Here is a 24612-nt window from a genome sequence, read left to right on the forward strand (position 1 = left end):
GAGCGGACGGAGTCGATGGAGACGGGGGCGGCGACGGTATCCCCGGGGCGGTCGCAAACGGGCTTCCGGGCGGGGTCGGCGACGGGTTCTCGGAGGGGGCCATGGACGGGGTGTCCGATGGTGTACCGGGTGGGATCTCCTCCGGAGGTTAGGTGTTACCCGTCAAGCGTTTGGCGTCAAGCGATTCGTTAGGCGTTAGGCGTGAGGTGGCAAGGGAGCGGGGATCGGGAGTGGGCAGGGGCGGGCTGGGGTATGGGGCCGCCGCGGCGCCGCAGGCCGGTTCCGTTGCGCGTGGCAGGAGGGATCAGATCTGTCCTGCAGGTCCCACGCCAGGAACTAGAGGGGTCGGGTCCATAGGTCTCACCCCCCGGAACCGGGGGATCCGGCCCGCAGGTTCACCGCCGGGATCGTAGGGCCCCGTCCCACAGTGAGAACCACTTCGCCTACCCACCCCGTCCCTCCCCTACGCTTGTCCCGTGACCCCCGTCGAGCTCTCCCGCACCGTGCTGCACGCGGTGCGTTGTGCTGTCGATGACGGGGAGCTGAGTGTGGCGGTGCCCGAGCGGGTGGTGGTGACCGAGCCGGGGCCAGGAGGGTGTGGGGACTTCGCCACCAACGTGGCCCTGCAGCTCGCTCGGCCGGCCGGGCTGCCGCCGCGGCGGGTCGCCGGGATTCTGCGGTCCCGGCTCGTCGGCGCCGACGGCATCCGGGACGTCGTCGTCACCGGACCCGGGTTCCTCAACATCAGCCTCGAACCGCAGGCCGACCCCGTCACCGGCCTGGTGCGGGAGATCCGGGCCCGTGGTGCCGCGTACGGGCACGGGGACGCCCTCGCCGGACAGGTCGTCGCGCTACGGGTGCCGTACGAGGTGCGGGCCGAGGTCGTCGCCGACGCCGTCGTACGGATCGTGGCCACGCAGGGCGGGCGGGCCACCGTAGAGCACGCCGAGCCCGTCAATCTGCGGCCCGTGCCCGCGCCGGAGGATCCCTCCCCGCTCGGGGCCGACGCCTCGCAGTGGGCCCTGCTGCACCCCGCCCCGCACGATCGGCCCCGGATCACCGCCGATCATCTGGTCCAGCGGGAGAGCAATCCGCTGTTCCGGGTGCGGTACGCCCACGCGCGCATCCGGGCCCTCGGCCGTAACGCCGCCCGGCTGGGCTTCACCGCCGAACCCGGACCCGTCGGCACCGGCCCGCTCGACGCCGACCCGGCCGGGACCGGCCCGCAGGACGTCGGCTCCACCGTTGCCGGTACGCCTGACAGTCGCCCGGCGGAGACTGGCCCGCACGAGGCCGGATCCATCGGCGTCGGCACGCCCGACATCCACCCGGCGGAGCCCGACCCTCTCGGTGCCGGCGCCCACAGCCCTCTGGCGGAGACCGGCCCTCTCGGTGTTGGCCCCACCAGCGCCGACACCCCCCACAGCCGCCCCGCCGACACCAACGCCCCCGGCACCGGCCCACGCGACGCCCACCCGGCCAAGGCCACCCCCTTCCACGCCACCCCCGTCGACACGAGCCCCGTCGCCGCCCGCCCCGCAGACGAGGCCCCACCCGCCCGCGCCGCAGGCAAGGCGGCCCCCCACCCCGCCCGCGCCATCGACACCAGCCCCGTCGCCGCCCGCCCCGCAGACAAGACCCACCCCGCCCACCCCACAGACAAGGCGGCCCCCCACCCCGCCCGCCCCACAGACAAGGCGGCCCCCCACCCCGCCCGCCCCGCCCGCGACCTCCTCACCCCCCTCGCCGATCACCCCCGTATCCTCGCCGCGGCCGCCACCCACCGTGCCCCGGATCGGCTTGCCCGGCATCTCGTCACCGTCGCCGATGCCGTGCTGCCCTTTCTGCCCTCCGTGCTTCCCTGCGGCGAGGAGAAACCCTCGGCCGCCCACCGCGCCCGGCTCGCGCTCGCCGAAGCCGCCGGGACGGTGCTGGCCGGTGGCCTGTCCCTGCTCGGCATCGACGCACCCGAACACCTCTGAGGGCCTCAGGAAGAACGAGAAGAAGATGCGCCCCGGAGAGACAGAGAGTCTGAGAGTCACGTCATGAGCCGTTCCGCCCACCCCGCCGGGCCCCGTCACGCCGACGTCCTGCCCGAGGGGCACTACTCCGCGCCGCCCACCGACCTCAACGCCCTCGACCAGAAGGTCTGGGCCCAGACCGTCACGCGCGACGCCGACGGGGTCGTCACCGTCGGCGGTGTCGACGTGAGGACCCTCGCCGAGACCCACGGCACCCCGGCCTACATCCTCGACGAGGCCGACTTCCGGGCACGCGCGCGTGCGTGGCGTACCGCCTTCGGGGCCGACGCCGACGTGTTCTACGCCGGGAAGGCGTTCCTGTCCCGTGCCGTCGTGCGGTGGCTCAGCGAGGAAGGGCTCAACCTCGACGTGTGCTCGGGGGGCGAGCTGGCCACCGCCCTGTCCGCCGGCATGCCGGCCGAACGCATCGCCTTCCACGGCAACAACAAGTCCCAGGGCGAGATCCGCCGCGCCGTCGAGGCGGGGGTCGGGCGGATCGTGCTCGACTCCTTCCAGGAGATCGTGCGCGTGGCCCACATCGCGCAGTCCCTGGGCAAGCGGCAGAGGGTCCAGATCCGGATCACCGTGGGCGTCGAGGCTCACACGCACGAGTTCATCGCCACCGCGCACGAGGACCAGAAGTTCGGGATCCCGCTGGCCGGGGGGCAGGCCGCGGAGGCGGTGCGGCGGGCGCTGCAGCTCGACGGGCTGGAGCTGATCGGGATCCACTCCCACATCGGGTCGCAGATCTTCGACATGTCCGGCTTCGAGGTCGCCGCGCACCGCGTCGTCGGGCTGCTGAAGGACATTCGCGACGAGCACGGCGTGGAGCTGCCCGAGATCGACCTCGGGGGTGGGCTCGGCATCGCCTACACCAGCGACGACGATCCCCGTGAGCCGCACGAGATCGCCAAGGCCCTCACCGAGATCGTCACCCGTGAGTGTGACGCCGCTCGCCTCCGCACCCCGCGCATCTCCGTCGAGCCCGGGCGCGCCATCGTCGGCCCGACCGCGTTCACGCTCTACGAGGTCGGCACCGTCAAGCCGCTGGAGGGGCTGCGGACGTACGTCTCCGTCGACGGCGGTATGTCCGACAACATCCGGACGGCCCTGTACGACGCCGAGTACACCGTCGCCCTCGTGTCCCGGACCTCCGGTGCCGAGCCGATGCTCGCCCGCGTGGTCGGCAAGCACTGCGAGAGCGGGGACATCGTGGTCAAGGACGCGTTCCTGCCCGCCGACCTGGCCCCGGGGGATCTCATCGCCGTGCCGGCCACGGGCGCGTACTGCCGGTCCATGGCCAGCAACTACAACCACGTCCTGCGGCCGCCGGTGGTCGCGGTGAAGGACGGCGAGGCCCGGGTGATCGTCCGGCGCGAGACGGAGGAGGACCTCCTGCGTCTCGACGTCGGCTAGTCCCGGCGAAGGGCCCGGGAAGATCTCCGGTCTTCCCGGCCCGTACAAATGAAATACACGTCTCAGAATCCGGACGAAGGGTAGAAACTCCCGTCCGGTGAGTGAGACTGGTCCAACCGTAGACGGTATGAGGAAACGAGGTCGGATGATGCGTACGCGTCCGCTGAAGGTGGCGCTGCTGGGCTGTGGGGTTGTCGGCTCAGAGGTGGCGCGCATCATGACGACGCACGCCGACGACCTCGCCCAGAGGATCGGCGCCCCGGTGGAGCTGGCCGGCGTCGCGGTGCGCCGCCCGGGCAAGGTGCGTGAGGGCATCGACCCGGCTCTCGTCACCAGCGATGCCACCGCCCTCGTCAAACGCGGGGACATCGACGTCGTGGTGGAGGTGATCGGCGGGATCGAGCCCGCCCGGACCCTCATCACCACCGCCTTCGAGCACGGCGCCTCCGTCGTCTCCGCCAACAAGGCGCTGCTCGCCCAGGACGGGGCCGCCCTCCACGCGGTCGCGGAGGAGAACAACAAGGACCTCTACTACGAGGCCGCCGTCGCCGGCGCCATCCCGCTGATCCGCCCGCTGCGCGAGTCCCTCGCCGGGGACAAGGTCAACCGGGTGCTGGGGATCGTCAACGGGACGACCAACTTCATTCTCGACAAGATGGACTCCACGGGCGCCGGGTACCAGGAGGCGCTCGACGAGGCCACCGCCCTGGGATACGCCGAAGCCGACCCGACCGCCGACGTCGAGGGCTTCGACGCCGCCGCCAAGGCCGCCATCCTCGCCGGGATCGCCTTCCACACGCGCGTGCGCCTCGACGACGTCTACCGCGAGGGCATGACCGAGGTCACCTCCGCCGACTTCCGCTCGGCCAAGGAGATGGGCTGCACCATCAAGCTGCTCGCCATCTGCGAGCGCTCGAAGGACGGTGCGTCCGTCACCGCGCGCGTGCACCCGGCCATGATTCCGCTGAGCCACCCGCTCGCCTCCGTGCGCGGCGCGTACAACGCCGTCTTCGTGGAGAGCGACGCGGCCGGCCAGCTCATGTTCTACGGCCCCGGCGCCGGCGGTTCCCCGACCGCCTCCGCCGTGCTCGGCGACCTGGTCGCCGTCTGCCGCAACCGGCTCAACGGCGCAACGGGGCCCGGTGAGTCGGCGTACGCCGCCCTGCCCGTCTCGCCCATGGGCGAGGTGGTCACGCGCTACCACATCAGCCTCGACGTCGCGGACAAGCCGGGTGTGCTCGCCCAGGTCGCGACCGTGTTCGCCGAGCACGGGGTGTCCATCGACACCGTCCGCCAGCAGGGCAAGGACGGCGAGGCCTCCCTCGTCGTCGTCACCCACCGCGCGTCCGACGCCTCCCTGACCGGGACCGTCGAGGCGCTGCGCAAGCTCGACACCGTGCGGGGTGTCGCCAGCATCATGCGGGTTGAAGGAGAGTAACCAGCAATGACCCACCAGTGGCGCGGAATCATCGAGGAGTACCGGGACAGGCTGCCGGTATCCGACACCACGCCGGTCGTGACGCTCCGCGAGGGCGGCACGCCCCTCGTGCCCGCGCAGGTGCTCTCCGAGCGCACGGGCTGCGAGGTCCACCTGAAGGTGGAGGGCGCCAACCCCACCGGGTCCTTCAAGGACCGCGGCATGACCATGGCCATCAGCAGGGCGAAGGAGGAGGGGGCCAAGGCCGTCATCTGTGCCTCCACCGGCAACACCTCCGCCTCCGCCGCCGCGTACGCGGTGCGCGCGGGCATGGTCTCGGCCGTCCTCGTGCCGCAGGGCAAGATCGCCCTCGGCAAGATGGGCCAGGCCCTCGTGCACGGCGCGAAGATCCTCCAGGTGGACGGCAACTTCGACGACTGCCTCACCCTCGCGCGCAACCTGAGCGAGAACTACCCGGTGGCGCTGGTCAATTCGGTCAACCCGGTGCGTATCGAGGGCCAGAAGACGGCCTCCTTCGAGATCGTGGACATGCTCGGCGACGCGCCGGACATCCACGTCCTCCCGGTCGGCAACGCGGGCAACATCACCGCCTACTGGAAGGGCTACAAGGAGTACGCGGCCGACGGTCTCGCCACGAGGACTCCCCGGATGTGGGGCTTCCAGGCCTCGGGCAGCGCCCCGATCGTGCGCGGCGAGGTCGTCAAGGACCCGTCGACCATCGCGACCGCGATCCGCATCGGCAACCCGGCCTCCTGGCAGTACGCCCTGGCCGCGCGTGACGAGTCGGGCGGCGCCATCGACGAGGTGACGGACCGTGAAATCCTGCGCGCCTACCGCCTGTTGGCCGCGCAGGAGGGCGTGTTCGTGGAGCCCGCCTCCGCCGCGTCCGTGGCCGGTCTGCTGAAGGCGGCCGAGCAGGGCAAGGTCGACCCGGGCCAGAGGATCGTGTGCACGGTCACCGGCAACGGCCTGAAGGACCCCGACTGGGCCGTCGCCGGCGCCCCGCAGCCGGTCACCGTGCCGGTCGACGCGGCCGCCGCGGCCGAGCGCCTCGGCCTCGGCTGAGCGCCGGTACCCGGGTTTTTCCCTGACAGGGTGCACAGGGGGCTTACGACACGCATCGTGCGCCTCCTGTGCGCCCTATGTCGCCACAGAACCTTCCTTCGATAGGCTGTACCGAACCCGCCCGTTGCATATGCCTGGCATATGGCTGCGCACATGGGTGACGCCGCGCCGTCTGCGCGGCCCGAGGGTCTCCAGGTACGTATCGAATGTCTTCGACAGTCACGCAGCTCAAGGAGAGTCAACGAGCGATGGCCGGTCCAGCGTTCCGCGCCGCCGCCGTCCGGGTGCGCGTTCCCGCCACCAGCGCCAATCTCGGCCCGGGCTTCGACGCCCTCGGCCTCGCGCTGGGGCTCTACGACGACGTGGTCGTCCGGGTGGCCGACTCCGGGCTGCACATCGACATCGCGGGGGAGGGCAGCGAGACCCTCCCGCGTGACGAGTCTCACCTCCTCGTCCGCTCCCTGCGCACCGCCTTCGATCTGCTGGGCGGACAGCCCCGCGGCCTGGAGATCGTCTGCGCCAACCGCATTCCGCACGGCCGTGGCCTCGGCTCCTCCTCCGCCGCCATCTGCGCCGGCATCGTCGCCGCCCGCGCCGTGACCATAGGCGGCGAGACCCGTCTGGACGACGCGGCGCTGCTGGAACTGGCCACCGAGATCGAGGGCCACCCGGACAACGTGGCCGCGTGCCTGCTCGGTGGATTCACCCTGTCCTGGATGGAGGCCGGCGCCGCCCGGGCGATCAGGATGGAGCCCAGTGATTCCATCGTTCCGGTGGTTTTCGTGCCCGGGAAGCCGGTCCTGACCGAGACCGCGCGCGGCCTGCTGCCGCGCACCGTGCCGCACGTCGACGCCGCCGTCAACGCGGGCCGTGCCGCCCTGCTCGTCGAGGCCCTGACCCGGCGCCCCGAGCTGCTGCTGCCCGCCACCGAGGACCGCCTCCACCAGGAGTACCGCGCCCCGGCCATGCCGGAGAGCGTCGCGCTGGTGGAGCGGCTGCGGGCCGACGGCATCCCGGCCGTCATCTCGGGCGCCGGGCCCACCGTCATGGCGCTGGCCGACGCCGACAGCGCCGACAAGGTCGCCCACCTCGCGGGTGCGGGATGGGCCGCGAACCGGCTGGACCTCGATGTCCAGGGAGCGAGCGTGCTGCCGCTTGCGACCTGACACACGGTTGCCGGATTTCGAGAGGGGGAATGTTTGTTGGATCCGGTAGTGTTAACCTCAAGTCTGCACCCGACCCCACCATGGCGAGGTGCCTCGTGTCCCAGTCCGGGACAGACATCCTTCCGGGAGCCTCCCACGCCACTCCGTGTTCCGTGCGCCGTACCTGGGCAGTACGTCGTATGCGGACATTGAGCGAGCCGCTGGGCACGCTTCGGAACAGGTGCTACCACGCCACGTGACACTGGGTGCCACGACTCGCGGAAGCGCCACTCACCGCACATTTCCTCCGCCGCTTTGGCGGACCACCGCCCCGGCACGGTTCACGGAAGACAGGACCGTAGCCGGACAGCACAACCGGTCGCCGAGCCAGACAGGCCGACGTCCGCTCCAGGGAAGGACCCTTCGTGAGCGACACCACCGATCTGATGGGCGCACGTGTCGAGGAGACCGCTGCCGCGCCCGCCACGGACGCCTCCGCGCCTGCCACCGGTGCCGGCTCCCGGCGGCGCCGCGGTACCGGCCTCGAGGGCATGGTGCTGGCCGAGCTGCAGCAGGTCGCCTCGGGCCTCGGCATCAGGGGCACCGCGCGGATGCGCAAGAGCCAGCTGATCGAGGTCATCAAGGAGGCGCAGGCCGCCGGGGGTGCCGCCCCCAAGGCCGAGGCCGCCACCGAGACCAAGCCCAAGCGCCGCGCAACCTCCAAGGCCCGTACGGGTGAGGCCGCCGCCGACGGTGACAAGAAGGCCGCGGCTCCTGCCGAGAAGGCCGAGAAGGCCGTGGCCCAGCAGCAGATCGAGATCCCCGGCCAGCCGGCCTCCGACGACGCCCCGACCGAGCGCCGTCGCCGCCGTGCCACCGCCGATGCCGGCAGCCCCGCCGGGAACAGCGCCGAGACGGTCGCCGCCGAGGCGAAGAGCGAGCCGAAGGCCGAGACGCCCGCCCAGCAGGCGCAGGGCGAGGCCAAGGGCGACGCCGGTGACGGCGAGGGCCGTGGCCGCCGCGACCGCCGTGAGCGCGGCCGTGACCGCGACCGTGACCGCCGTGGCAAGGGCGACGACCAGCAGGGTGGCCAGCAGCGTCAGCAGCAGGGCCAGCAGCAGGGTCGCCAGGACGGCCGGCAGGACGACGACGACTTCGAGGGCGGCCGCCGTGGCCGTCGCGGCCGCTACCGCGACCGCCGGGGCCGCCGTGGCCGCGACGAGGTCGCCGAGCCGCAGCTCGCCGAGGACGACGTCCTGATCCCCGTCGCGGGCATCCTGGACATCCTCGACAACTACGCCTTCATCCGGACCTCCGGCTACCTGCCCGGCCCGAACGACGTGTACGTCTCCCTGGCCCAGGTCCGCAAGAACGGCCTGCGCAAGGGTGACCACATCACCGGTGCGGTCCGTCAGCCGAAGGAGGGCGAGCGCCGCGAGAAGTTCAACGCCCTCGTCCGCCTCGACTCCGTCAACGGCATGGCGCCCGAACACGGCCGCGGCCGCCCGGAGTTCAACAAGCTGACCCCGCTCTACCCGCAGGACCGCCTCCGCCTGGAGACGGACCCGGGTGTGCTCACCACCCGCATCATCGACCTCGTGTCGCCGATCGGTAAGGGCCAGCGCGGTCTGATCGTGGCCCCGCCGAAGACCGGCAAGACCATGATCATGCAGGCGATCGCCAACGCGATCACGCACAACAACCCCGAGTGCCACCTGATGGTCGTCCTCGTCGACGAGCGTCCGGAAGAGGTCACCGACATGCAGCGGTCGGTCAAGGGCGAGGTCATCTCCTCGACCTTCGACCGCCCGGCCGAGGACCACACCACGGTCGCCGAGCTGGCGATCGAGCGGGCGAAGCGGCTGGTCGAGCTCGGCCACGACGTGGTCGTGCTGCTCGACTCGATCACGCGTCTGGGCCGTGCGTACAACCTCGCCGCCCCGGCTTCCGGCCGCATCCTGTCCGGTGGTGTCGACTCGACCGCGCTGTACCCGCCGAAGCGGTTCTTCGGTGCGGCGCGCAACATCGAGGACGGTGGCTCGCTGACCATCCTGGCCACGGCGCTCGTGGACACCGGGTCCCGCATGGACGAGGTGATCTTCGAGGAGTTCAAGGGTACCGGCAACATGGAGCTCAAGCTCGACCGGAAGCTCGCCGACAAGCGCATCTTCCCGGCGGTGGACGTGGACGCGTCCGGCACCCGTAAGGAGGAGATCCTGCTCGGTGCCGAGGAACTCGGCATCGTCTGGAAGCTGCGCCGGGTGCTGCACGCCCTCGACCAGCAGCAGGCGATCGAGCTGCTCCTCGACAAGATGAAGCAGACCAAGTCGAACGTCGAGTTCCTGATGCAGATCCAGAAGACGACGCCGACTCCCGGCAACGGAGACTGAGAGCAGGTAAGCCCAGGGGCCGCCCCTCGTCCAGCAGTGACGAGGGGCGGCCTTTTGGCGCTGAGAGGTACGGGACGCCTCACGTGTCCCTTCCTTCTCATCTCTCCCCGGGGGGTCCTCCCTTGCCCACGCCCCTGCCCGGGCGGCACAGACGTCGTATACGCGTCGGCCTGCCCCTCGCCGCGGCCGGTGCCGCCGCTGCCGTCGCCGCCGCGCTGCTGACGACCTCCGCCGGTGCGGCCACCGCGCTGCCGAAGCCGACCGCCGCGCCCGTCGTCAGCCAGCCCTCCCAGGCCACCCTGGACAAGCGCATCGCCGGTGCCGACCGCACCAGCGCGCCGGCCGGGAGCGGCAGCGCCGGTGCCGTCTCGCCGAAGATCATCGGTGGCAACGAGACCACCATCTCCTCGGCGCCCTGGATGGCCCAGCTCTGGTACTACGACGACAAGGGCACCACCTCCACCAGCGACGACGTCGGCTTCTTCTGCGGTGGCTCGGTGGTCTCGCCGACGAAGATCCTCACCGCCGCGCACTGCGTGAAAGACGAGAACGGCAAGGCCTACGACTGGAAGGCCTACGGAGCCGTCGTCACCGGCACCGACCAGCTGCCCACCACCGCGTCCGACGGCACCACCGACCTGCACGGCGGCCAGGCCACCGGCGTCTTGCGCCAGTGGAACCACCCGTCGTACAACCCGGACGCCATCGACAACGACATCGCCGTGCTCACCTTGGCCGTCCCGGTGAAGGCCACGCCGATCCGCATGGTCACCTCCGGCGACACCGCCTCCTACGCCGCCGGCACCGGCGCCACGGTCTACGGCTGGGGCCGCACCAGCTCCACCAGCGACGACATCTCCCAGACGCTGAAGACGGCCAGCCTGCCGATCCAGTCGGACACCACCTGCTCTGGCGCCTACGGCAGCGACTTCGTCAAGGGCCACATGGTGTGCGCGGGCAAGCCGGCCTCCGGCAGCGACAGCGGCACCACGGCCACCTGCAACGGCGACTCCGGCGGCCCGCTCGTCGTGAACGGCCGGATCGCCGGCGTGGTCTCCTGGGGCGTCCAGGACTGCGTGGCGAAGGGCGCCTACAGCGTCTTCAGCAAGGTCGCGTCGTACGCCGGCACGGTCTATCCGCAGATCGACGACACGAACCTGAGCAACACCGACGGCAAGGCCGACCTGTTCGTGCGCAGCTCCTCCTCGAAGAAGGGCTACGAGAAGGACTCCAAGGGGTCCTCGTTCGGCTCGGCGATCTCGTGGGGCGACTTCAGCGGCGTCAACCTGGTCCTGCAGACGGACCTGAACCGGGACGGCTACCAGGACCTGATCTACCGGGTCAGCTCGACCGGCGACGTGTACTGGGAGCACTTCGTGCTCAACAGCGCGCGGACCAGCGGCTCCTGGAGCAGCACCAAGATCTTCTCCGGCTGGAAGACCCGTACCCGGATCATCGCGCCGGGCGACGTGACCGGCGACTACCTGCCCGACGTCCTGTCCGTGGACTCCGGCGGCACGCTGTGGATCTACCCGGGCAAGGGCAACGGCACCTTCGGCTCGCGCGTCTCGGTGGGTACCGGCTGGAACCAGTACAACTCGGTACGCGGACACGGCGACTTCACCGGTGACGGCAAGGCCGACCTGATCGCCCGCGCGTCCGGCAGCGACGACGTGTACCTGTACAAGGGCACCGGCAAGTCCGGTTCGGGCGCCTTCTCCGCCCGGATCAAGGTGCGCAGCGCCTGGACCGGCTACAACGCCTTCGACGCGGTCGGCGACGTGAGCGGCGACGGCAAGGCCGACTTCCTCGCCCGCACCCCCGGCGGCACCCTGTACCTGTACAAGGGCACCGGAAAGGCCACAAGCGAGATCTTTGCCACAAGGGTCTCGGCCGGTACCGGATTCCAGGCGTACGACCTCTGGGGCTGAAACCCCAGGTGAGCGAGGCTCACCGCGAGTAACCCGGTTACACAGGGTGCCCACCGCCGCACGCGGTGGGCACTCTGCGTTGTGCAACGCTGGCCCGAGTTTCTCCGTGCGCCCTCACGGAGCGACGATGGAGCGGTACTGACCGCGCCTGACCCTGAAAGCAGGGGGTAACCGACCGACGAGACCTAGGAGCGATGTGTCCGCCGAGAGCACGCCGGAGCCCGTCATACCCGAGCCGGGCGACACCGGCACCAGCCGCAGTGGCAAGGGGCGCCGCCGCAGGAGCCGCAAGGCCCTGCGCGTCGCGGCCTGGACGGCCGCCGGTGTGGTCGTGCTGGGCGGTACGGGCGCCGGCTTCCTGTACTTCAAGCTCAACGGCAACATCCGCAGCGTCGACATCGACCAGGCCCTCGGCAGCGACCGGCCCTCGAAGATCGACAACGGCTCCGAGAACATCCTGGTCCTCGGCTCGGACACCCGCTCCGGCTCCAACAGGAAGCTCGGCGGCGGCACCGACGACGGCAGCGCCCGCTCCGACACGGCGATGATCGTCCACGTCTACGAGGGTCACAAGAAGGCCAGTGTGGTCTCCGTCCCGCGGGACACCCTGATCGACCGCCCGGCCTGCACCGACACCAAGGGCACCGCGCACCCGGCCGTGAACGGCGTGATGTTCAACGAGGCCTACTCCACCGGCGGCGCGGCCTGCGCGGTGAAGACGGTCGAGTCCCTCACCGGCATCCGCATGGACCACTACCTGGAGGTCGACTTCGCCGGCTTCCGGAAGCTCATCGACGACCTCGGCGGCGTTCCCGTCACCACGACGAAGGACATCGACGACCCGCAGAGCCACCTGGACCTGCGGGCCGGCACCCACACCCTCGACGGGCAGCAGGCCCTCGGCCTGGTCCGCACCCGGCACGGCGTGGGCGACGGCTCCGACCTGGGCCGCATCCAGCTGCAGCAGGCCTTCGTCAAGGCGCTGCTCGGCCAGGTCAGGCACGTCGGCGTCTTCAGCGACCCGAAGAAGCTGTACGACCTCGCCGACACCGCCACCAAGACCGTCACCACCGACTCCGAACTCGGCTCGGTCAACTCCCTGATCGACTTCGCGGACGGCCTCAAGGGCATCGGCGCCAAGAACATGACCATGGTCACCATGCCGGTCCGGTACGACCCGGCGAACCCCAACCGCGTGCTCATGCAGAGGCAGAAGGCCCAGTCGGTCTGGGACGCGCTGAAGAACGACCGCCCGGTCCCGAAGTCGGCCACGAAGGGCACGGCCACGGGCGAGGCCAAGGGCGTGGTGAACGCCGCGTAACGGCGCGGGCACCCGCTCGCCCGCGAGGAATAGAACAACCGCACCCCCGGTTTGGGTGGATGGCCCCAGTCCTGGCAGACTGGTACGTCGGCTCCGGTTCACGCTCCCGCACCCCGTGGCAGCGACCCGGCGCCCTCCCGAAACCTAGGAGACACCTTGAAGCGCGACATCCACCCCGCGTACGTCGAGACGCAGGTCAGCTGCACCTGCGGCGCGTCGTTCACCACCCGCAGCACCATCGAGTCCGGCACTATCCGGGCCGAGGTCTGCTCCGAGTGCCACCCGTTCTACACGGGCAAGCAGAAGATCCTCGACACCGGTGGCCGTGTGGCCCGCTTCGAGGCCCGCTTCGGCAAGGCTGCCGGCTCCAAGAAGTAGCGAGCCCCATTTCGCCGGTCCACGGCCACGCCCCCCGCGCGGGGGTGTGCCCGGGACCGGCGTTTTTGGTCGCCCGCCAGCCCTCCCCCGCAGTATTCAGGAGCCCAAGATGTTCGAGGCCGTCGACGAACTCGTCGCCGAGCACGCCGATCTGGAGAAGAAGCTCGCCGATCCGTCGGTCCACGCCGACCAGGCGAACGCGCGCAAGCTGAACAAGCGCTACGCCGAGCTCACCCCGATCGTCGCCACGTACCGCTCCTGGAAGCAGGCCGGTGACGACGTCGAGACCGCGCGTGAGTTCGCCGCCGACGACCCCGACTTCGCGGCCGAGGTCAAGGACCTGGAGAAGCTGCGTGAGGAGCTCACCGAGCGCCTGCGCCTCCTGCTGGTCCCGCGCGACCCGAGTGACGACAAGGACGTCATCCTGGAGATCAAGGCGGGCGCCGGCGGCGACGAGTCCGCGCTCTTCGCGGGCGACCTGCTGCGCATGTACCTGCGCTACGCCGAGCGCGTCGGCTGGAAGACCGAGATCATCGACGCCACCGAGTCCGAACTCGGCGGCTACAAGGACGTCCAGGTCGCCGTGAAGGCCCGCGGCCAGCTCGAACCCGGTCAGGGCGTGTGGGCCCGGCTGAAGTACGAGGGCGGGGTGCACCGTGTGCAGCGGGTGCCGGCCACCGAGTCCCAGGGCCGTATCCACACCTCCGCCGCCGGCGTCCTCGTGACCCCGGAGGCCGAGGAGGTCGACGTGGAGATCAACCCCAACGACCTCCGCATCGACGTCTACCGGTCGTCCGGTCCGGGCGGCCAGTCCGTCAACACCACCGACTCCGCGGTGCGCATCACGCACCTGCCGACCGGGGTCGTCGCCTCCTGCCAGAACGAGAAGAGCCAGCTGCAGAACAAGGAGCAGGCGCTGCGTATCCTGCGCTCCAGGCTGCTCGCCATGGCGCAGGAGGAGGCCGAGCGGGAGGCCGCGGACGCCCGCCGCAGCCAGGTCCGCACGGTCGACCGCTCCGAGAAGATCCGTACCTACAACTTCCCGGAGAACCGCATTTCGGACCACCGCGTCGGCTTCAAGGCGTACAACCTGGACCAGGTCCTGGACGGCGACCTCGACGCGGTCATCCAGGCCTGCGTCGACGCCGACTCGGCGGCGAAGCTGGCAGCCGCGTAACGCACACCGGCACGGACGAGTACCACACGGAGGACTTGCGTGAACCTGCTGCTCGCGGAGGTGGCCCAGGCCACCCAGCGGCTGGCCGACGCCGGCGTGCCCTCGCCGCGCACGGACGCGGAGGAGCTCGCCGCGTTCGTGCACGGCGTCAAGCGGGGCGAACTGCACTCCGTGAAGGACTCGGACTTCGACGCCCGGTACTGGGAGGTCATCGCCCGGCGCGAACAGCGTGAGCCGCTGCAGCACATCACCGGGCGGGCCTACTTCCGCTATCTGGAGCTCCAGGTCGGGCCGGGCGTCTTCGTGCCCCGGCCGGAGACCGAGTCCGTGGTCGGCTGGGCCATAGACGCCGTACGCGCCATGGACGTCGTCGAGCCGTGCATCGTCGATCTGTGCACCGGCTCCGGCGCCATCGCGCTCGCCCTCGCCCAGGAGGTCCCGCGCTCCCGTGTGCACGCCGTGGAGCTGTCCGAGGACGCCCTGGTGTGGACGCGGAAGAACGTGGCGGGGTCCAGGGTCGACCTGCGGCAGGGCGACGCCCTGACGGCCTTCCCCGACCTCGACGGACAGGTCGACCTGGTCATCTCCAACCCGCCGTACATCCCGCTCACGGAGTGGGAGTACGTCGCCCCGGAGGCGCGCGACTACGACCCCGAGCTGGCGCTGTTCTCCGGCGAGGACGGCCTCGACCTGATCCGGGGCATCGAACGCACCGCGCACCGGCTGCTGCGCCCCGGCGGGGTCGTGGTGATCGAGCACGCCGACACCCAGGGCGGCCAGGTGCCGTGGATCTTCACGGAGGAGCGGGGCTGGGCCGACGCTGCCGACCACCCCGACCTCAACAACCGCCCCCGGTTCGCGACCGCCCGCAAGGCGCTGCCGTGAGCACCCCGACGACCTTCATCCAGCAGCACGTGTACGAGGAGGCCCGCTAGACATGGCACGGCGATACGACACCAACGACGCGACCGACCGCGCGACGGGTCTGCGCGAGGCCGCGTCCGCCGTCCGCCGGGGCGAGCTGGTGGTGCTGCCGACCGACACGGTGTACGGCATCGGCGCCGACGCGTTCTCCTCGGAGGCGGTCGCGGACCTGCTCGCGGCCAAGGGCCGGGGTCGCAACATGCCCACCCCTGTCCTCATCGGCTCCCCGAACACGCTGCACGGCCTCGTCACGGACTTCTCCGAGCAGGCCTGGGAGCTGGTCGACGCGTTCTGGCCGGGCGCCCTGACCATCGTCGCCAAGCACCAGCCGTCCCTGCAGTGGGACCTCGGCGACACCCGGGGCACGGTGGCCGTCCGCATGCCGCTGCACCCCGTCGCGATCGAACTGCTCACCGAGGTCGGCCCGATGGCCGTCTCCTCCGCCAACCTCAGCGGTCACCCGGCACCGGAGGACTGCGACGCCGCGCAGGAGATGCTCGGCGACTCCGTCTCCGTCTACCTCGACGGCGGCCCGACCCCGGGCAACGTGCCCTCGTCCATCGTGGACGTCTCGCGCGGGGTCCCGCTGCTGCTGCGCGAGGGCGCGATCTCGCCGGAGGAGCTGCGCAAGGTCGTACCCGACCTCGAGGTGGCGAATTGACGGCCCCTGAAGCGGGGCGTGGCATAGGCATCGGGGAGCGTCTCGCGGAGGAGACGACGACGTTCGGCTTTCCGCGCGACACCTTCCGCATCCTCCATGTCAGCACCGGCAACGTGTGCCGCTCGCCCATCACCGAGCGGCTGACCCGCCATTTCGTGACGGAGCGGCTCGGCGTGCTCGGCGGCGGGCTGATCGTGGAGAGCGCCGGCACCTGGGGCCACGAGGGCGCGCCGATGGAGGCCAACGCCGAGACGGTGCTGTCGGAGTTCGGCGCGGACGCCTCCGGGTTCTTCGGCAGGGAGCTGCTCGACGAGCACGTCATCCGGGCCGACCTCGTGCTCACCGCGACCCGTGACCACCGCGCCCAGGTCATCTCCATGGGCCATTCGGCGGGGCTGCGCACCTTCACCCTGAAGGAGTTCACGCGGCTGGTCCGGGCGATAGACCCGGCCACGCTGCCGCCGCTGGACGACGGCGTGGTCACCCGGGCTCGCGCCCTGGTCCGCGCGGCCGCGGCTCTACGCGGGTGGCTTCTGGCCCCGACGGCGGAGGCGGACGAGGTGTACGACCCGTACGGGGCGCCGCTGACGTTCTTCCGCTCGATCGGCGACGAGATACACCAGGCGCTCGATCCGGTGGTGACGGCGCTGACCGGGGTACCGGCGCGGACGTGAGCGCCTCCTAAAGAGCTGCAATACCGGGCATACGACACATCCGCGGCCTACATTGGGAGCACGTCACCGTCGACAGCCCGGGAGCCCGCCATGTCGGTCACCCCTACCCTCGAGACCGATGTCCTGCGGCGGCAGGACCCGGCGATGGCCGAGATCCTGCTCGCGGAGCTCGCGCGGCAGTCGACGACCCTGCAGCTGATCGCCGCCGAGAACTTCTGCTCGCCGGCCGTGCTCGCCGCCCTCGGGTCGCCGCTCGCCAACAAGTACGCCGAGGGCTATCCCGGCGCCCGGCACCACGGCGGCTGCGAGCTCGTGGACCTCGCCGAACGTGCCGCCGTCGACCGCGCCAAGGCCCTCTTCGGCGCCGAACACGCCAACGTCCAGGCTCACTCCGGCTCCTCGGCCGTCCTGGCCGCCTACGCCGCCCTGCTGCGCCCCGGCGACACCGTGCTCGCCCTCGGTCTGCACTACGGCGGCCACCTCACCCACGGCTCCCCCGCGAACTTCTCCGGCCGCTGGTTCGACTTCGTCGGCTACGGCGTGGACGCCGAGACCGGGATGATCGACCACGACCAGGTGCGTCACCTCGCCCGCAACCACCGGCCGAAGGCGATCGTGTGCGGCTCGATCGCCTACCCGCGCCACATCGACTACGCCTTCTTCCGCGAGGTCGCCGACGAGGTGGGGGCCTATCTGATCGCCGACGCCGCGCATCCGATCGGGCTGGTCGCCGGCGGCGCGGCGCCGAACCCGGTGCCGTACGCCGACATCGTGTGCGCGACGACCCACAAGGTGCTGCGCGGGCCGCGCGGCGGGATGATCCTGTGCGGGAGCGAGCTGGCCGAGCGGGTGGACCGGGCGGTGTTCCCCTTCACCCAGGGCGGCGCGCAGATGCACACCATCGCCGCGAAGGCCGTCGCGTTCGGCGAGGCGGCGACACCGGCCTTCGCGCTGTACGCCCATCAGGTGATCGCCAACGCGCGCGTGCTCGCCGGTCACCTGGCCGCCGAGGGCCTCACCGTCACCACCGGCGGCACGGACACCCATCTGATCACCGCCGACCCGGCCCCCCTCGGGGTGGACGGCCGCAGCGCACGCGGCCGGCTCGCCGCCGCCGGGATCGTCCTGGACTGCTGCGCGCTGCCGCACGGCGACGCCCGCGGGCTGCGGCTGGGGACGGCGGCGGTGACCACACAGGGCATGGGGGAGCCGGAGATGGTCCGGATCGCCGCGCTGCTGGCGGCCGTGCTGCGCGGCGGGACCGACCCGGCCGCGGCACGGGAGGAGGTGCGCGTTCTCACAGCCGGTTTTCCGCCGTATCCGGGCTGAACGGGGGTAGGCGCTGTCCCGTACACCCTGATGTGTGCCGTGGCCCACAGCCACACGTGCAACCATCATGGCTACCCGGAAGTCCCCATCCACATACGTCCATCGCTAGGGTGTGGGGCTGTGATGGCCAGCGAGACCTGTGGGGAAGCCCGTGCGTGAATACCTGCTGACGCTCTGCATCACGGCCGCGGTGACGTACCTGCTGACAGGACCGGTACGGAAGTTCGCGATCGTGGCCGGGGCGATGCCGGAGATCCGGGCCCGTGACGTGCACCGGGAACCCACTCCGCGTCTCGGCGGTATCGCCATGTTCTTCGGCCTGTGCGCGGGCCTGCTGGTCGCGGACCACCTGACCAACCTCAACGAGGTCTTCGCGAAGTCGAACGAGCCCCGGGCCCTGCTCTCCGGCGCGGCCCTGATCTGGCTGATCGGCGTCCTGGACGACAAGTTCGAGATCGACGCCCTGATCAAGCTCGGCGGCCAGATGATCGCCGCGGGTGTCATGGTCGTACAGGGTCTGACGATCCTGTGGCTGCCCATCCCCGGCGTCGGCAACGTGGCGCTGACCCAGTGGCAGGGCACGCTGCTGACCGTCGCGCTCGTGGTCATCACGATCAACGCGGTGAACTTCGTGGACGGCCTGGACGGCCTCGCGGCCGGCATGGTGTGCATCGCGGCGGCCGCGTTCTTCCTGTACGCCTACCGGATCTGGTACTCGTACGGCATCGAGGCCGCCGCTCCCGGCACCCTGTTCGCGGCCATCCTGATGGGCATGTGCCTGGGCTTCCTGCCGCACAACATGCATCCCGCGCGGATCTTCATGGGCGACTCCGGTTCCATGCTGATCGGCCTGGTGCTGGCGGCGGGCGCGATCTCGATCACGGGCCAGCTGGACCCGGACGCCCTCGCCCTGTTCACGGGTTCGGAGAAGGCGGCGGTGCACCAGACGGTGCCGGTCTACATCCCGCTGCTGCTGCCGCTGACGATCATCGCGGTGCCGGCGGCGGACCTGGTCCTCGCGATCGTCCGCCGGACCTGGCGCGGCCAGTCCCCGTTCGCCGCGGACCGCGGGCATCTGCACCACCGGCTGCTGGAGATCGGTCACTCGCACAGCCGGGCCGTGCTGATCATGTACTTCTGGTCGGCGCTGATCGCCTTCGGCGCGCTGGCCTACTCGGTCAACTCGGCCTCGATGTGGATCGTGCTGGGCGTGGTCTTCCTCAGCGCGGTCGGTCTGGTCCTGCTGCTGCTTCCGCGCTTCACGCCGCGGGTGCCCGTCTGGGCCCAGCAGTTCGTGCCGCCGCGCTACCGGCGCCGTCGCCGTGCCGCCGAGGCCGCTGTGGCTCTGGAGGCCGGGGAGGCCGCAGAGGCGCAGGAGGCGGGGCCCCGGGCTCCCGTCTCCGCCGGCGTCGCGGGCGTCAACGGGGCGACGGCCATCGGCCCCCGTTCGCGTTTCGTTGATCGCCGGTAGAGACGCCCAAGGTAAGAATCTGACTAGAGCATTGCCAAGTCGTGGTGGTATAAAGCCCCCTAATACCAGACAACTGGGTCGGGTTTCTGCACAGACGTGCACTGTCACTCTCATGTGTGACAGCAAGCACACTCACCAGGTAAAGACCTCATCAAATAGTTTGTGATACGGTTCACGAGAACCCCGGATAGAACCGAAGGACCCGAGTGCGACGGTCCATTGGTGTGAGGTCTCGACTACTCAGCCCGGGACTACGCTCGTCCATGACGACACCCTGCCCCCTGTGAAAGCGGAGTTGCCGCCATGCCGTCCAAAGACGCCCGGAACCTTCTGCAGATCGCTGTGCCCACAGCTGCTGCAGGCGTGATCGCCATCGCCGTGAGCGGGGCGGTCGCGGGGGGCAAGGGTGCGCTCGGTGCGGCCGTCGGTACGGTGCTGGCCATCCTGTTCATGGGAATCGGTCTCTACGTTCTCCAGTGGACGGCAAAAACGCTCCCGCAGCTGTTCCAGATGATGGGCCTGATGCTCTACGTGGCCCAGCTGCTCCTCCTCCTGATCTTCGTCGCTGTTTTCAAGGACACCTCCCTCTTCAATGCGAAGACGTTCGCCGTGTCGCTCGTCGTCGCGACCGTCGTGTGGATGGCCGCGCAGGCTCGTGCGCACCTGAAGGCCAAGATCTTCTACATCGACCCGGACTCCGCGAAGAGTGAGAAGCCCGAGAAGACAGGGCCGAAGCCGTGAGGGGTAGGGGCGGGATAAAGGCTTGTGAGATCTCCTGCTATCGTCCGGTGCCAACTGCGGCATCGCGGGCGCGGGCATCTGAGCTGACGCCTGCTCGATCGCGAGGCTCGATGCCCCCCAGCCGCCCCCACATCCGTAACACCAAGTCCGGTGCCGATCCGCGGCCTGAGCCGCGCCGACACAACGAGGTTGCCGTACCCATGCGTCACGCCGAAGGAGCCCGCGGTGAGTGCTGACCAGACCCAGCTCGCCTTTGACTGGAGTTGTCGGGTCCTGTCCGACAACGGGTGCGGTTTCCCGGCCCCGGGCCTTGAGTCCTTCCTGTTCAAGCCGATCGCCACGGTCGGGGGCTTCGAGTTCAACAAGGTGATGCTCCTCGTGCTCATCACCACCCTGCTCATCGTCGCCTTCTTCTGGGCCGCCTTCGGCAAGGCCAAGGTCGTGCCCGGCAAGCTGCAGATGGTCGGCGAGGCGGGTTACGACTTCGTGCGCCGCGGCATCGTGTACGAGACCCTCGGCAAGCGCCAGGGCGAGAAGTACGTCCCGTTCATGGTCTCGCTGTTCTTCTTCATCTGGATCATGAACGTCTGGTCCGTGATCCCGCTGGCGCAGTTCCCGGTGTCCTCGATCATCGCCTACCCGGCGGTGCTCGCCGCGATCGTGTACATCACGTGGGTCTCGCTGACCTTCAAGAAGCACGGCTTCGTCGGCTTCTTCAAGAACGTCACGGGCTACGACAAGTCCCTCGGCGCCGTGCTGCCGCTGGTCATGCTCATCGAGTTCTTCTCGAACCTGCTGGTCCGCCCGTTCACGCACGCGGTGCGACTCTTCGCCAACATGTTCGCCGGTCACCTGATGCTGGTCATGTTCACCGTGGCTTCCTGGTACCTGCTGAACAGCTGGCTGGTCGTGGGCGCCGGCGTCTCCTTCGTGATGACGATGGCCATGATCCTCTTCGAGCTCTTCGTCCAGGCCGTCCAGGCGTACGTCTTCGTGCTGCTGGCCTGCTCCTACATTCAGGGCGCTCTCGCCGAGCACCACTGAGCCGTACCACCCCCGCCAACCCCCAGACGTCCGGTGGCCAACCCCCACCGGTCCAGTAAAGAGAAGGAAGAACCGGCATGTCCGCTCTCCAGACCCTTGCCGCCACCGCTGGTGTTCACGGTTCCGTCGGCTCCATCGGTTACGGCCTCGCCGCGATCGGCCCCGGCATCGGCGTCGGCATCATCTTCGGTAACGGCACCCAGGCCCTGGCCCGCCAGCCCGAGGCCGCCGGTCTGATCCGTGCCAACCAGATCCTGGGCTTCGCCTTCTGTGAGGCGCTCGCCCTCATCGGCATCGTTATGCCGTTCGTGTTCGGTAAGTAATCACCCCTTACCCGACACGAAACGACGAAAGGCACTGATGTGATCGCCAACCTGGTACAGCTGGCGGCCCCGGAGAAGGGCGGGAACCCGCTCGTTCCCGAAGGGCCCGAGCTGCTCGTCGGCACCATCGCCTTCGCCATCGTGTTCTTCTTCTTCTGGAAGAAGCTGCTTCCGAACATCAACAAGGTTCTGGAGGAGCGTCGCGCGGCGATCGAAGGCGGCATCGAAGAGGCCGACGCCATGAAGGTCGAGGCCCAGAGCGTCCTTGAGCAGTACAAGGCCCAGCTCGCCGAGGCCCGGCACGAGGCCGCGCGCCTGCGCCAGGAGGCGCAGGAGCAGGGTGCCGCCCTCATCGCCGAGATGCGGGCCGAGGGCCAGCGGCAGCGCGAGGAGATCGTCACCGCCGGTCACGCCCAGATCGAGGCCGACCGCAAGGCCGCCGCGCAGACGCTGCGCCAGGACGTGGGCAAGCTCGCCACCGAACTGGCCGGCAAGCTCGTCGGTGAGTCGCTCGCGGACCACGCCCGCCAGAGCCGTGTGATCGACCGCTTCCTCGACGAGCTCGAGGAGAAGGCCGAGGCCACGCGATGAACGGAGCGAGCCGCGAGGCCCTGGCAGCCGCACGTGAGCGTCTCGACGCGCTGACGGACTCCACGTCCGTGGACGCCGTGCAGCTCGCGGACGAGCTGGCGGCCGTCACCGCGCTGCTCGACCGCGAGGCCGGCCTGCGCCGGGTCCTCACCGACCCGGCACAGCCCGCAGAGGCCAAGGCGGAACTCGTCCAGCGTCTGATCGGCGCCCAGGTCAGCGGGTCCGCCGCGGACCTGGTGGCCGGGATGGCGCGCTCCCGCTGGTCGCAGCCCCGCGACCTGGTGGACGCGCTGGAGGAGCTGGCGAGCATCGCCGACCTCACGGCCGCGGAGCGGACCGGCACCCTCGACGACGTCGAGGACGAGCTGTTCCGGTTCGGCCGGATCGTCTCCTCCAGCACCGAGCTGCGCGCCGCGCTGACCGACCGCGCCGCCGGCACGGCCGCCAAGACCGAGCTGCTGCACCAGCTGCTCGGCGGGCGGGCCAAGCCGGTCACCGAGCGTCTGGTGGTGCGCCTTGTGACCGCGCCGCGTGGACGTAGCCTGGAAGCGGGACTGGAGTCCCTGTCCAAGCTGGCCGCCGAGCGCCGGGACCGCATGGTCGCCGTCGTCACCTCGGCGGTGCCGCTGAGCGACGGCCAGAAGCAGCGCCTCGGCGCCGCGCTGACCAGGCTCTACGGCCGTCGGATGCACCTCAACCTCGACGTCGACCCCGAGGTCGTCGGCGGTATCCGGGTGCAGGTCGGTGACGAGGTCATCAACGGCTCGATCGCGGACCGGCTGGACGACGCCGCCCGCCGCATGGCGAGCTAGCAGCAACTCGAAATCTCGGGACAACTCGAGATCTCGAGAAAAGCAGTACGTACTTACGGCCCTGGTTGGGCCGTGCAGAGGATTCCTGGGGGTCGCCCCCAGACCCCCCAAGTGAAACTTCGGGCCCAACAAGGAGAGCAGGGAACCCAGATGGCGGAGCTCACGATCCGGCCGGAGGAGATCCGGGACGCGCTGGAGAACTTTGTCCAGTCGTACAAGCCGGACGCGGCCTCGCGCGAGGAGGTCGGTACGGTCACCCTTGCCGGCGACGGCATCGCGAAGATCGAGGGTCTTCCCTCGGCCATGGCCAACGAACTGCTGAAGTTCGAGGACGGCACCCTCGGCCTCGCCCTCAACCTCGAGGAGCGCGAGATCGGTGCCATCGTCCTCGGTGAGTTCAGCGGCATCGAGGAGGGTCAGCCGGTCACGCGCACCGGTGAGGTCCTCTCCGTCGCGGTCGGCGAGGGCTACCTCGGCCGCGTCGTCGACCCGCTCGGCAACCCGATCGACGGCCTCGGCGAGATCGAGACGTCCGGCCGCCGCGCCCTTGAGCTGCAGGCCCCCACGGTCATGCAGCGCAAGTCGGTGCACGAGCCGATGGAGACCGGCTACAAGGCCGTCGACGCGATGACCCCGATCGGCCGTGGTCAGCGTCAGCTGATCATCGGTGACCGTCAGACCGGCAAGACCGCCCTGGCCGTCGACACGATCATCAACCAGCGCGACAACTGGCGCACCGGCGACCCGAAGAAGCAGGTCCGCTGCATCTACGTCGCCATCGGCCAGAAGGGCTCCACCATCGCCGGCGTGCGCCGCGCGCTGGAGGAGAACGGCGCCCTGGAGTACACGACCATCGTCGCCGCCCCGGCGTCCGACCCGGCCGGCTTCAAGTACCTGGCGCCGTACACCGGTTCGGCCATCGGTCAGCAGTGGATGTACGAGGGCAAGCACGTCCTCATCATCTTCGACGACCTCTCGAAGCAGGCCGACGCCTACCGCGCCGTGTCGCTGCTGCTGCGCCGCCCGCCGGGCCGTGAGGCCTACCCGGGTGACGTCTTCTACCTGCACTCCCGGCTGCTGGAGCGCTGCGCCAAGCTCTCCGACGACATGGGTGCCGGTTCGATGACCGGTCTGCCGATCGTCGAGACCAAGGCCAACGACGTCTCGGCGTTCATCCCGACCAACGTCATCTCCATCACCGACGGCCAGTGCTTCCTGGAGTCGGACCTGTTCAACGCCGGTCAGCGTCCCGCGCTGAACGTCGGTATCTCCGTCTCCCGAGTCGGTGGTTCCGCCCAGCACAAGGCGATGCGCCAGGTCTCCGGCCGTCTGCGTGTGGACCTCGCCCAGTTCCGTGAGCTGGAGGCGTTCGCCGCCTTCGGTTCCGACCTGGACGCGGCCTCCAAGGCGCAGCTGGAGCGCGGTTCGCGCATGGTCGAGCTGCTGAAGCAGGACCAGTACCAGCCGATGGCCACCGAGGACCAGGTCGTCTCCGTCTGGGCCGGCACCAACGGCCGTATGGACGACGTGCCGGTCGCCGACATCCGCCGCTTCGAGAAGGAACTGATCGACTTCCTGCACCGGAAGCACCAGGGCCTGATGACCTCCATCAAGGAGGGCGCGAAGATGTCGGACGACACCATCCAGGCGGTCGACGACGCGGTGGCCGAGTTCAAGAAGCAGTTCGAGACCTCGGACGGCAAGCTGCTCGGCGAGGACGTTCCTGCCGCTGCCGCCAAGTGACGTAAGGAAGGGACCTG

Annotated in this window: 21 protein-coding genes; all 21 read left to right on the top strand. The window is 70.1% G+C overall.

Annotation, left to right across the window (positions count from 1 at the left end):
* Positions 1-476 precede the first annotated feature (476 nt).
* The 21 genes from nrtL (at position 477) to atpA (ending at position 24595) form a co-directional block, all read left to right on the top strand.
* A complete protein-coding gene (nrtL, locus tag AB0D93_RS15065; RefSeq protein ID WP_362118879.1) occupies positions 477-1982 on the top strand; it encodes an ArgS-related anticodon-binding protein NrtL in 1506 nt (501 codons plus the stop codon).
* Positions 1983-2045: 63 nt separating this feature from the next.
* Positions 2046-3437 carry a diaminopimelate decarboxylase gene (lysA, locus tag AB0D93_RS15070; protein ID WP_362118882.1) on the top strand — a complete coding sequence of 464 codons (1392 nt, stop codon included), beginning with the start codon at positions 2046-2048 and terminating at the stop codon, positions 3435-3437.
* A gap of 145 nt (positions 3438-3582) precedes the next feature.
* Positions 3583-4875 carry a homoserine dehydrogenase gene (locus tag AB0D93_RS15075; protein ID WP_362118885.1) on the top strand — a complete coding sequence of 431 codons (1293 nt, stop codon included), beginning with the start codon at positions 3583-3585 and terminating at the stop codon, positions 4873-4875.
* A gap of 6 nt (positions 4876-4881) precedes the next feature.
* Positions 4882-5940 (top strand): threonine synthase, encoded by a 1059-nt coding sequence (gene thrC, locus AB0D93_RS15080; protein ID WP_362118888.1) that lies wholly within the window; start codon positions 4882-4884, stop codon positions 5938-5940.
* Between the two features lie 248 nt (positions 5941-6188).
* On the top strand, positions 6189-7106 hold the full coding sequence (gene thrB / locus AB0D93_RS15085; RefSeq protein WP_362118891.1) for a homoserine kinase: 918 nt from the start codon (positions 6189-6191) through the stop codon (positions 7104-7106).
* Positions 7107-7510: 404 nt separating this feature from the next.
* Entirely contained in the window at positions 7511-9475 is a 1965-nt protein-coding gene (gene rho / locus AB0D93_RS15090; protein ID WP_362118894.1) for a transcription termination factor Rho, read from the top strand.
* 158 nt (positions 9476-9633) lie between these two features.
* Positions 9634-11406, top strand: a complete 1773-nt coding sequence (locus AB0D93_RS15095) for a trypsin-like serine protease (protein ID WP_362119166.1) — start codon at positions 9634-9636, stop codon at positions 11404-11406.
* Between the two features lie 196 nt (positions 11407-11602).
* A complete protein-coding gene (locus AB0D93_RS15100; RefSeq protein WP_362118897.1) occupies positions 11603-12727 on the top strand; it encodes an LCP family protein in 1125 nt (374 codons plus the stop codon).
* 156 nt (positions 12728-12883) lie between these two features.
* Positions 12884-13105 (top strand): 50S ribosomal protein L31, encoded by a 222-nt coding sequence (rpmE, locus tag AB0D93_RS15105; RefSeq protein ID WP_030740744.1) that lies wholly within the window; start codon positions 12884-12886, stop codon positions 13103-13105.
* A 109-nt stretch (positions 13106-13214) separates the two neighbouring features.
* Positions 13215-14282, top strand: coding sequence for a peptide chain release factor 1 (gene prfA, locus AB0D93_RS15110; protein ID WP_362118901.1), 1068 nt, complete (start codon positions 13215-13217; stop codon positions 14280-14282).
* A 39-nt stretch (positions 14283-14321) separates the two neighbouring features.
* Entirely contained in the window at positions 14322-15167 is an 846-nt protein-coding gene (gene prmC / locus AB0D93_RS15115; RefSeq protein WP_351215683.1) for a peptide chain release factor N(5)-glutamine methyltransferase, read from the top strand.
* 52 nt (positions 15168-15219) lie between these two features.
* A complete protein-coding gene (locus AB0D93_RS15120) occupies positions 15220-15867 on the top strand; it encodes an L-threonylcarbamoyladenylate synthase (RefSeq protein WP_362118905.1) in 648 nt (215 codons plus the stop codon).
* A complete protein-coding gene (locus tag AB0D93_RS15125) occupies positions 15864-16541 on the top strand; it encodes a protein-tyrosine-phosphatase (RefSeq protein ID WP_362118908.1) in 678 nt (225 codons plus the stop codon). Before AB0D93_RS15120 ends, AB0D93_RS15125 begins: the two co-directional genes overlap by 4 nt.
* A gap of 90 nt (positions 16542-16631) precedes the next feature.
* Complete coding sequence (glyA, locus tag AB0D93_RS15130) at positions 16632-17870, top strand: serine hydroxymethyltransferase (protein WP_362118911.1); 1239 nt, start codon at positions 16632-16634, stop codon at positions 17868-17870.
* Between the two features lie 151 nt (positions 17871-18021).
* A complete protein-coding gene (locus tag AB0D93_RS15135) occupies positions 18022-19341 on the top strand; it encodes an MraY family glycosyltransferase (RefSeq protein WP_362118914.1) in 1320 nt (439 codons plus the stop codon).
* Between the two features lie 303 nt (positions 19342-19644).
* Positions 19645-20082: a hypothetical protein gene (locus tag AB0D93_RS15140; RefSeq protein WP_362118917.1), complete on the top strand. Its 438-nt coding sequence runs from the start codon at positions 19645-19647 to the stop codon at positions 20080-20082.
* A 273-nt stretch (positions 20083-20355) separates the two neighbouring features.
* Positions 20356-21126, top strand: coding sequence for a F0F1 ATP synthase subunit A (gene atpB / locus AB0D93_RS15145; protein ID WP_362119169.1), 771 nt, complete (start codon positions 20356-20358; stop codon positions 21124-21126).
* Between the two features lie 77 nt (positions 21127-21203).
* The gene (gene atpE, locus AB0D93_RS15150; RefSeq protein ID WP_362118920.1) at positions 21204-21449 is read left to right on the top strand and encodes an ATP synthase F0 subunit C; all 246 of its coding nucleotides are present in this window, start codon (positions 21204-21206) and stop codon (positions 21447-21449) included.
* A 39-nt stretch (positions 21450-21488) separates the two neighbouring features.
* On the top strand, positions 21489-22040 hold the full coding sequence (locus AB0D93_RS15155) for a F0F1 ATP synthase subunit B (RefSeq protein WP_362118923.1): 552 nt from the start codon (positions 21489-21491) through the stop codon (positions 22038-22040).
* Complete coding sequence (locus AB0D93_RS15160) at positions 22037-22852, top strand: F0F1 ATP synthase subunit delta (protein WP_362118926.1); 816 nt, start codon at positions 22037-22039, stop codon at positions 22850-22852. The genes AB0D93_RS15155 and AB0D93_RS15160 overlap by 4 nt, the downstream gene beginning before the upstream one ends.
* A gap of 150 nt (positions 22853-23002) precedes the next feature.
* A complete protein-coding gene (atpA, locus tag AB0D93_RS15165) occupies positions 23003-24595 on the top strand; it encodes a F0F1 ATP synthase subunit alpha (RefSeq protein WP_362118929.1) in 1593 nt (530 codons plus the stop codon).
* The last annotated feature ends 17 nt before the right edge of the window (positions 24596-24612 follow it).

This window comes from Streptomyces sp. NPDC048191 (assembly GCF_040652655.1).
Lineage (GTDB): Bacteria > Actinomycetota > Actinomycetes > Streptomycetales > Streptomycetaceae > Streptomyces.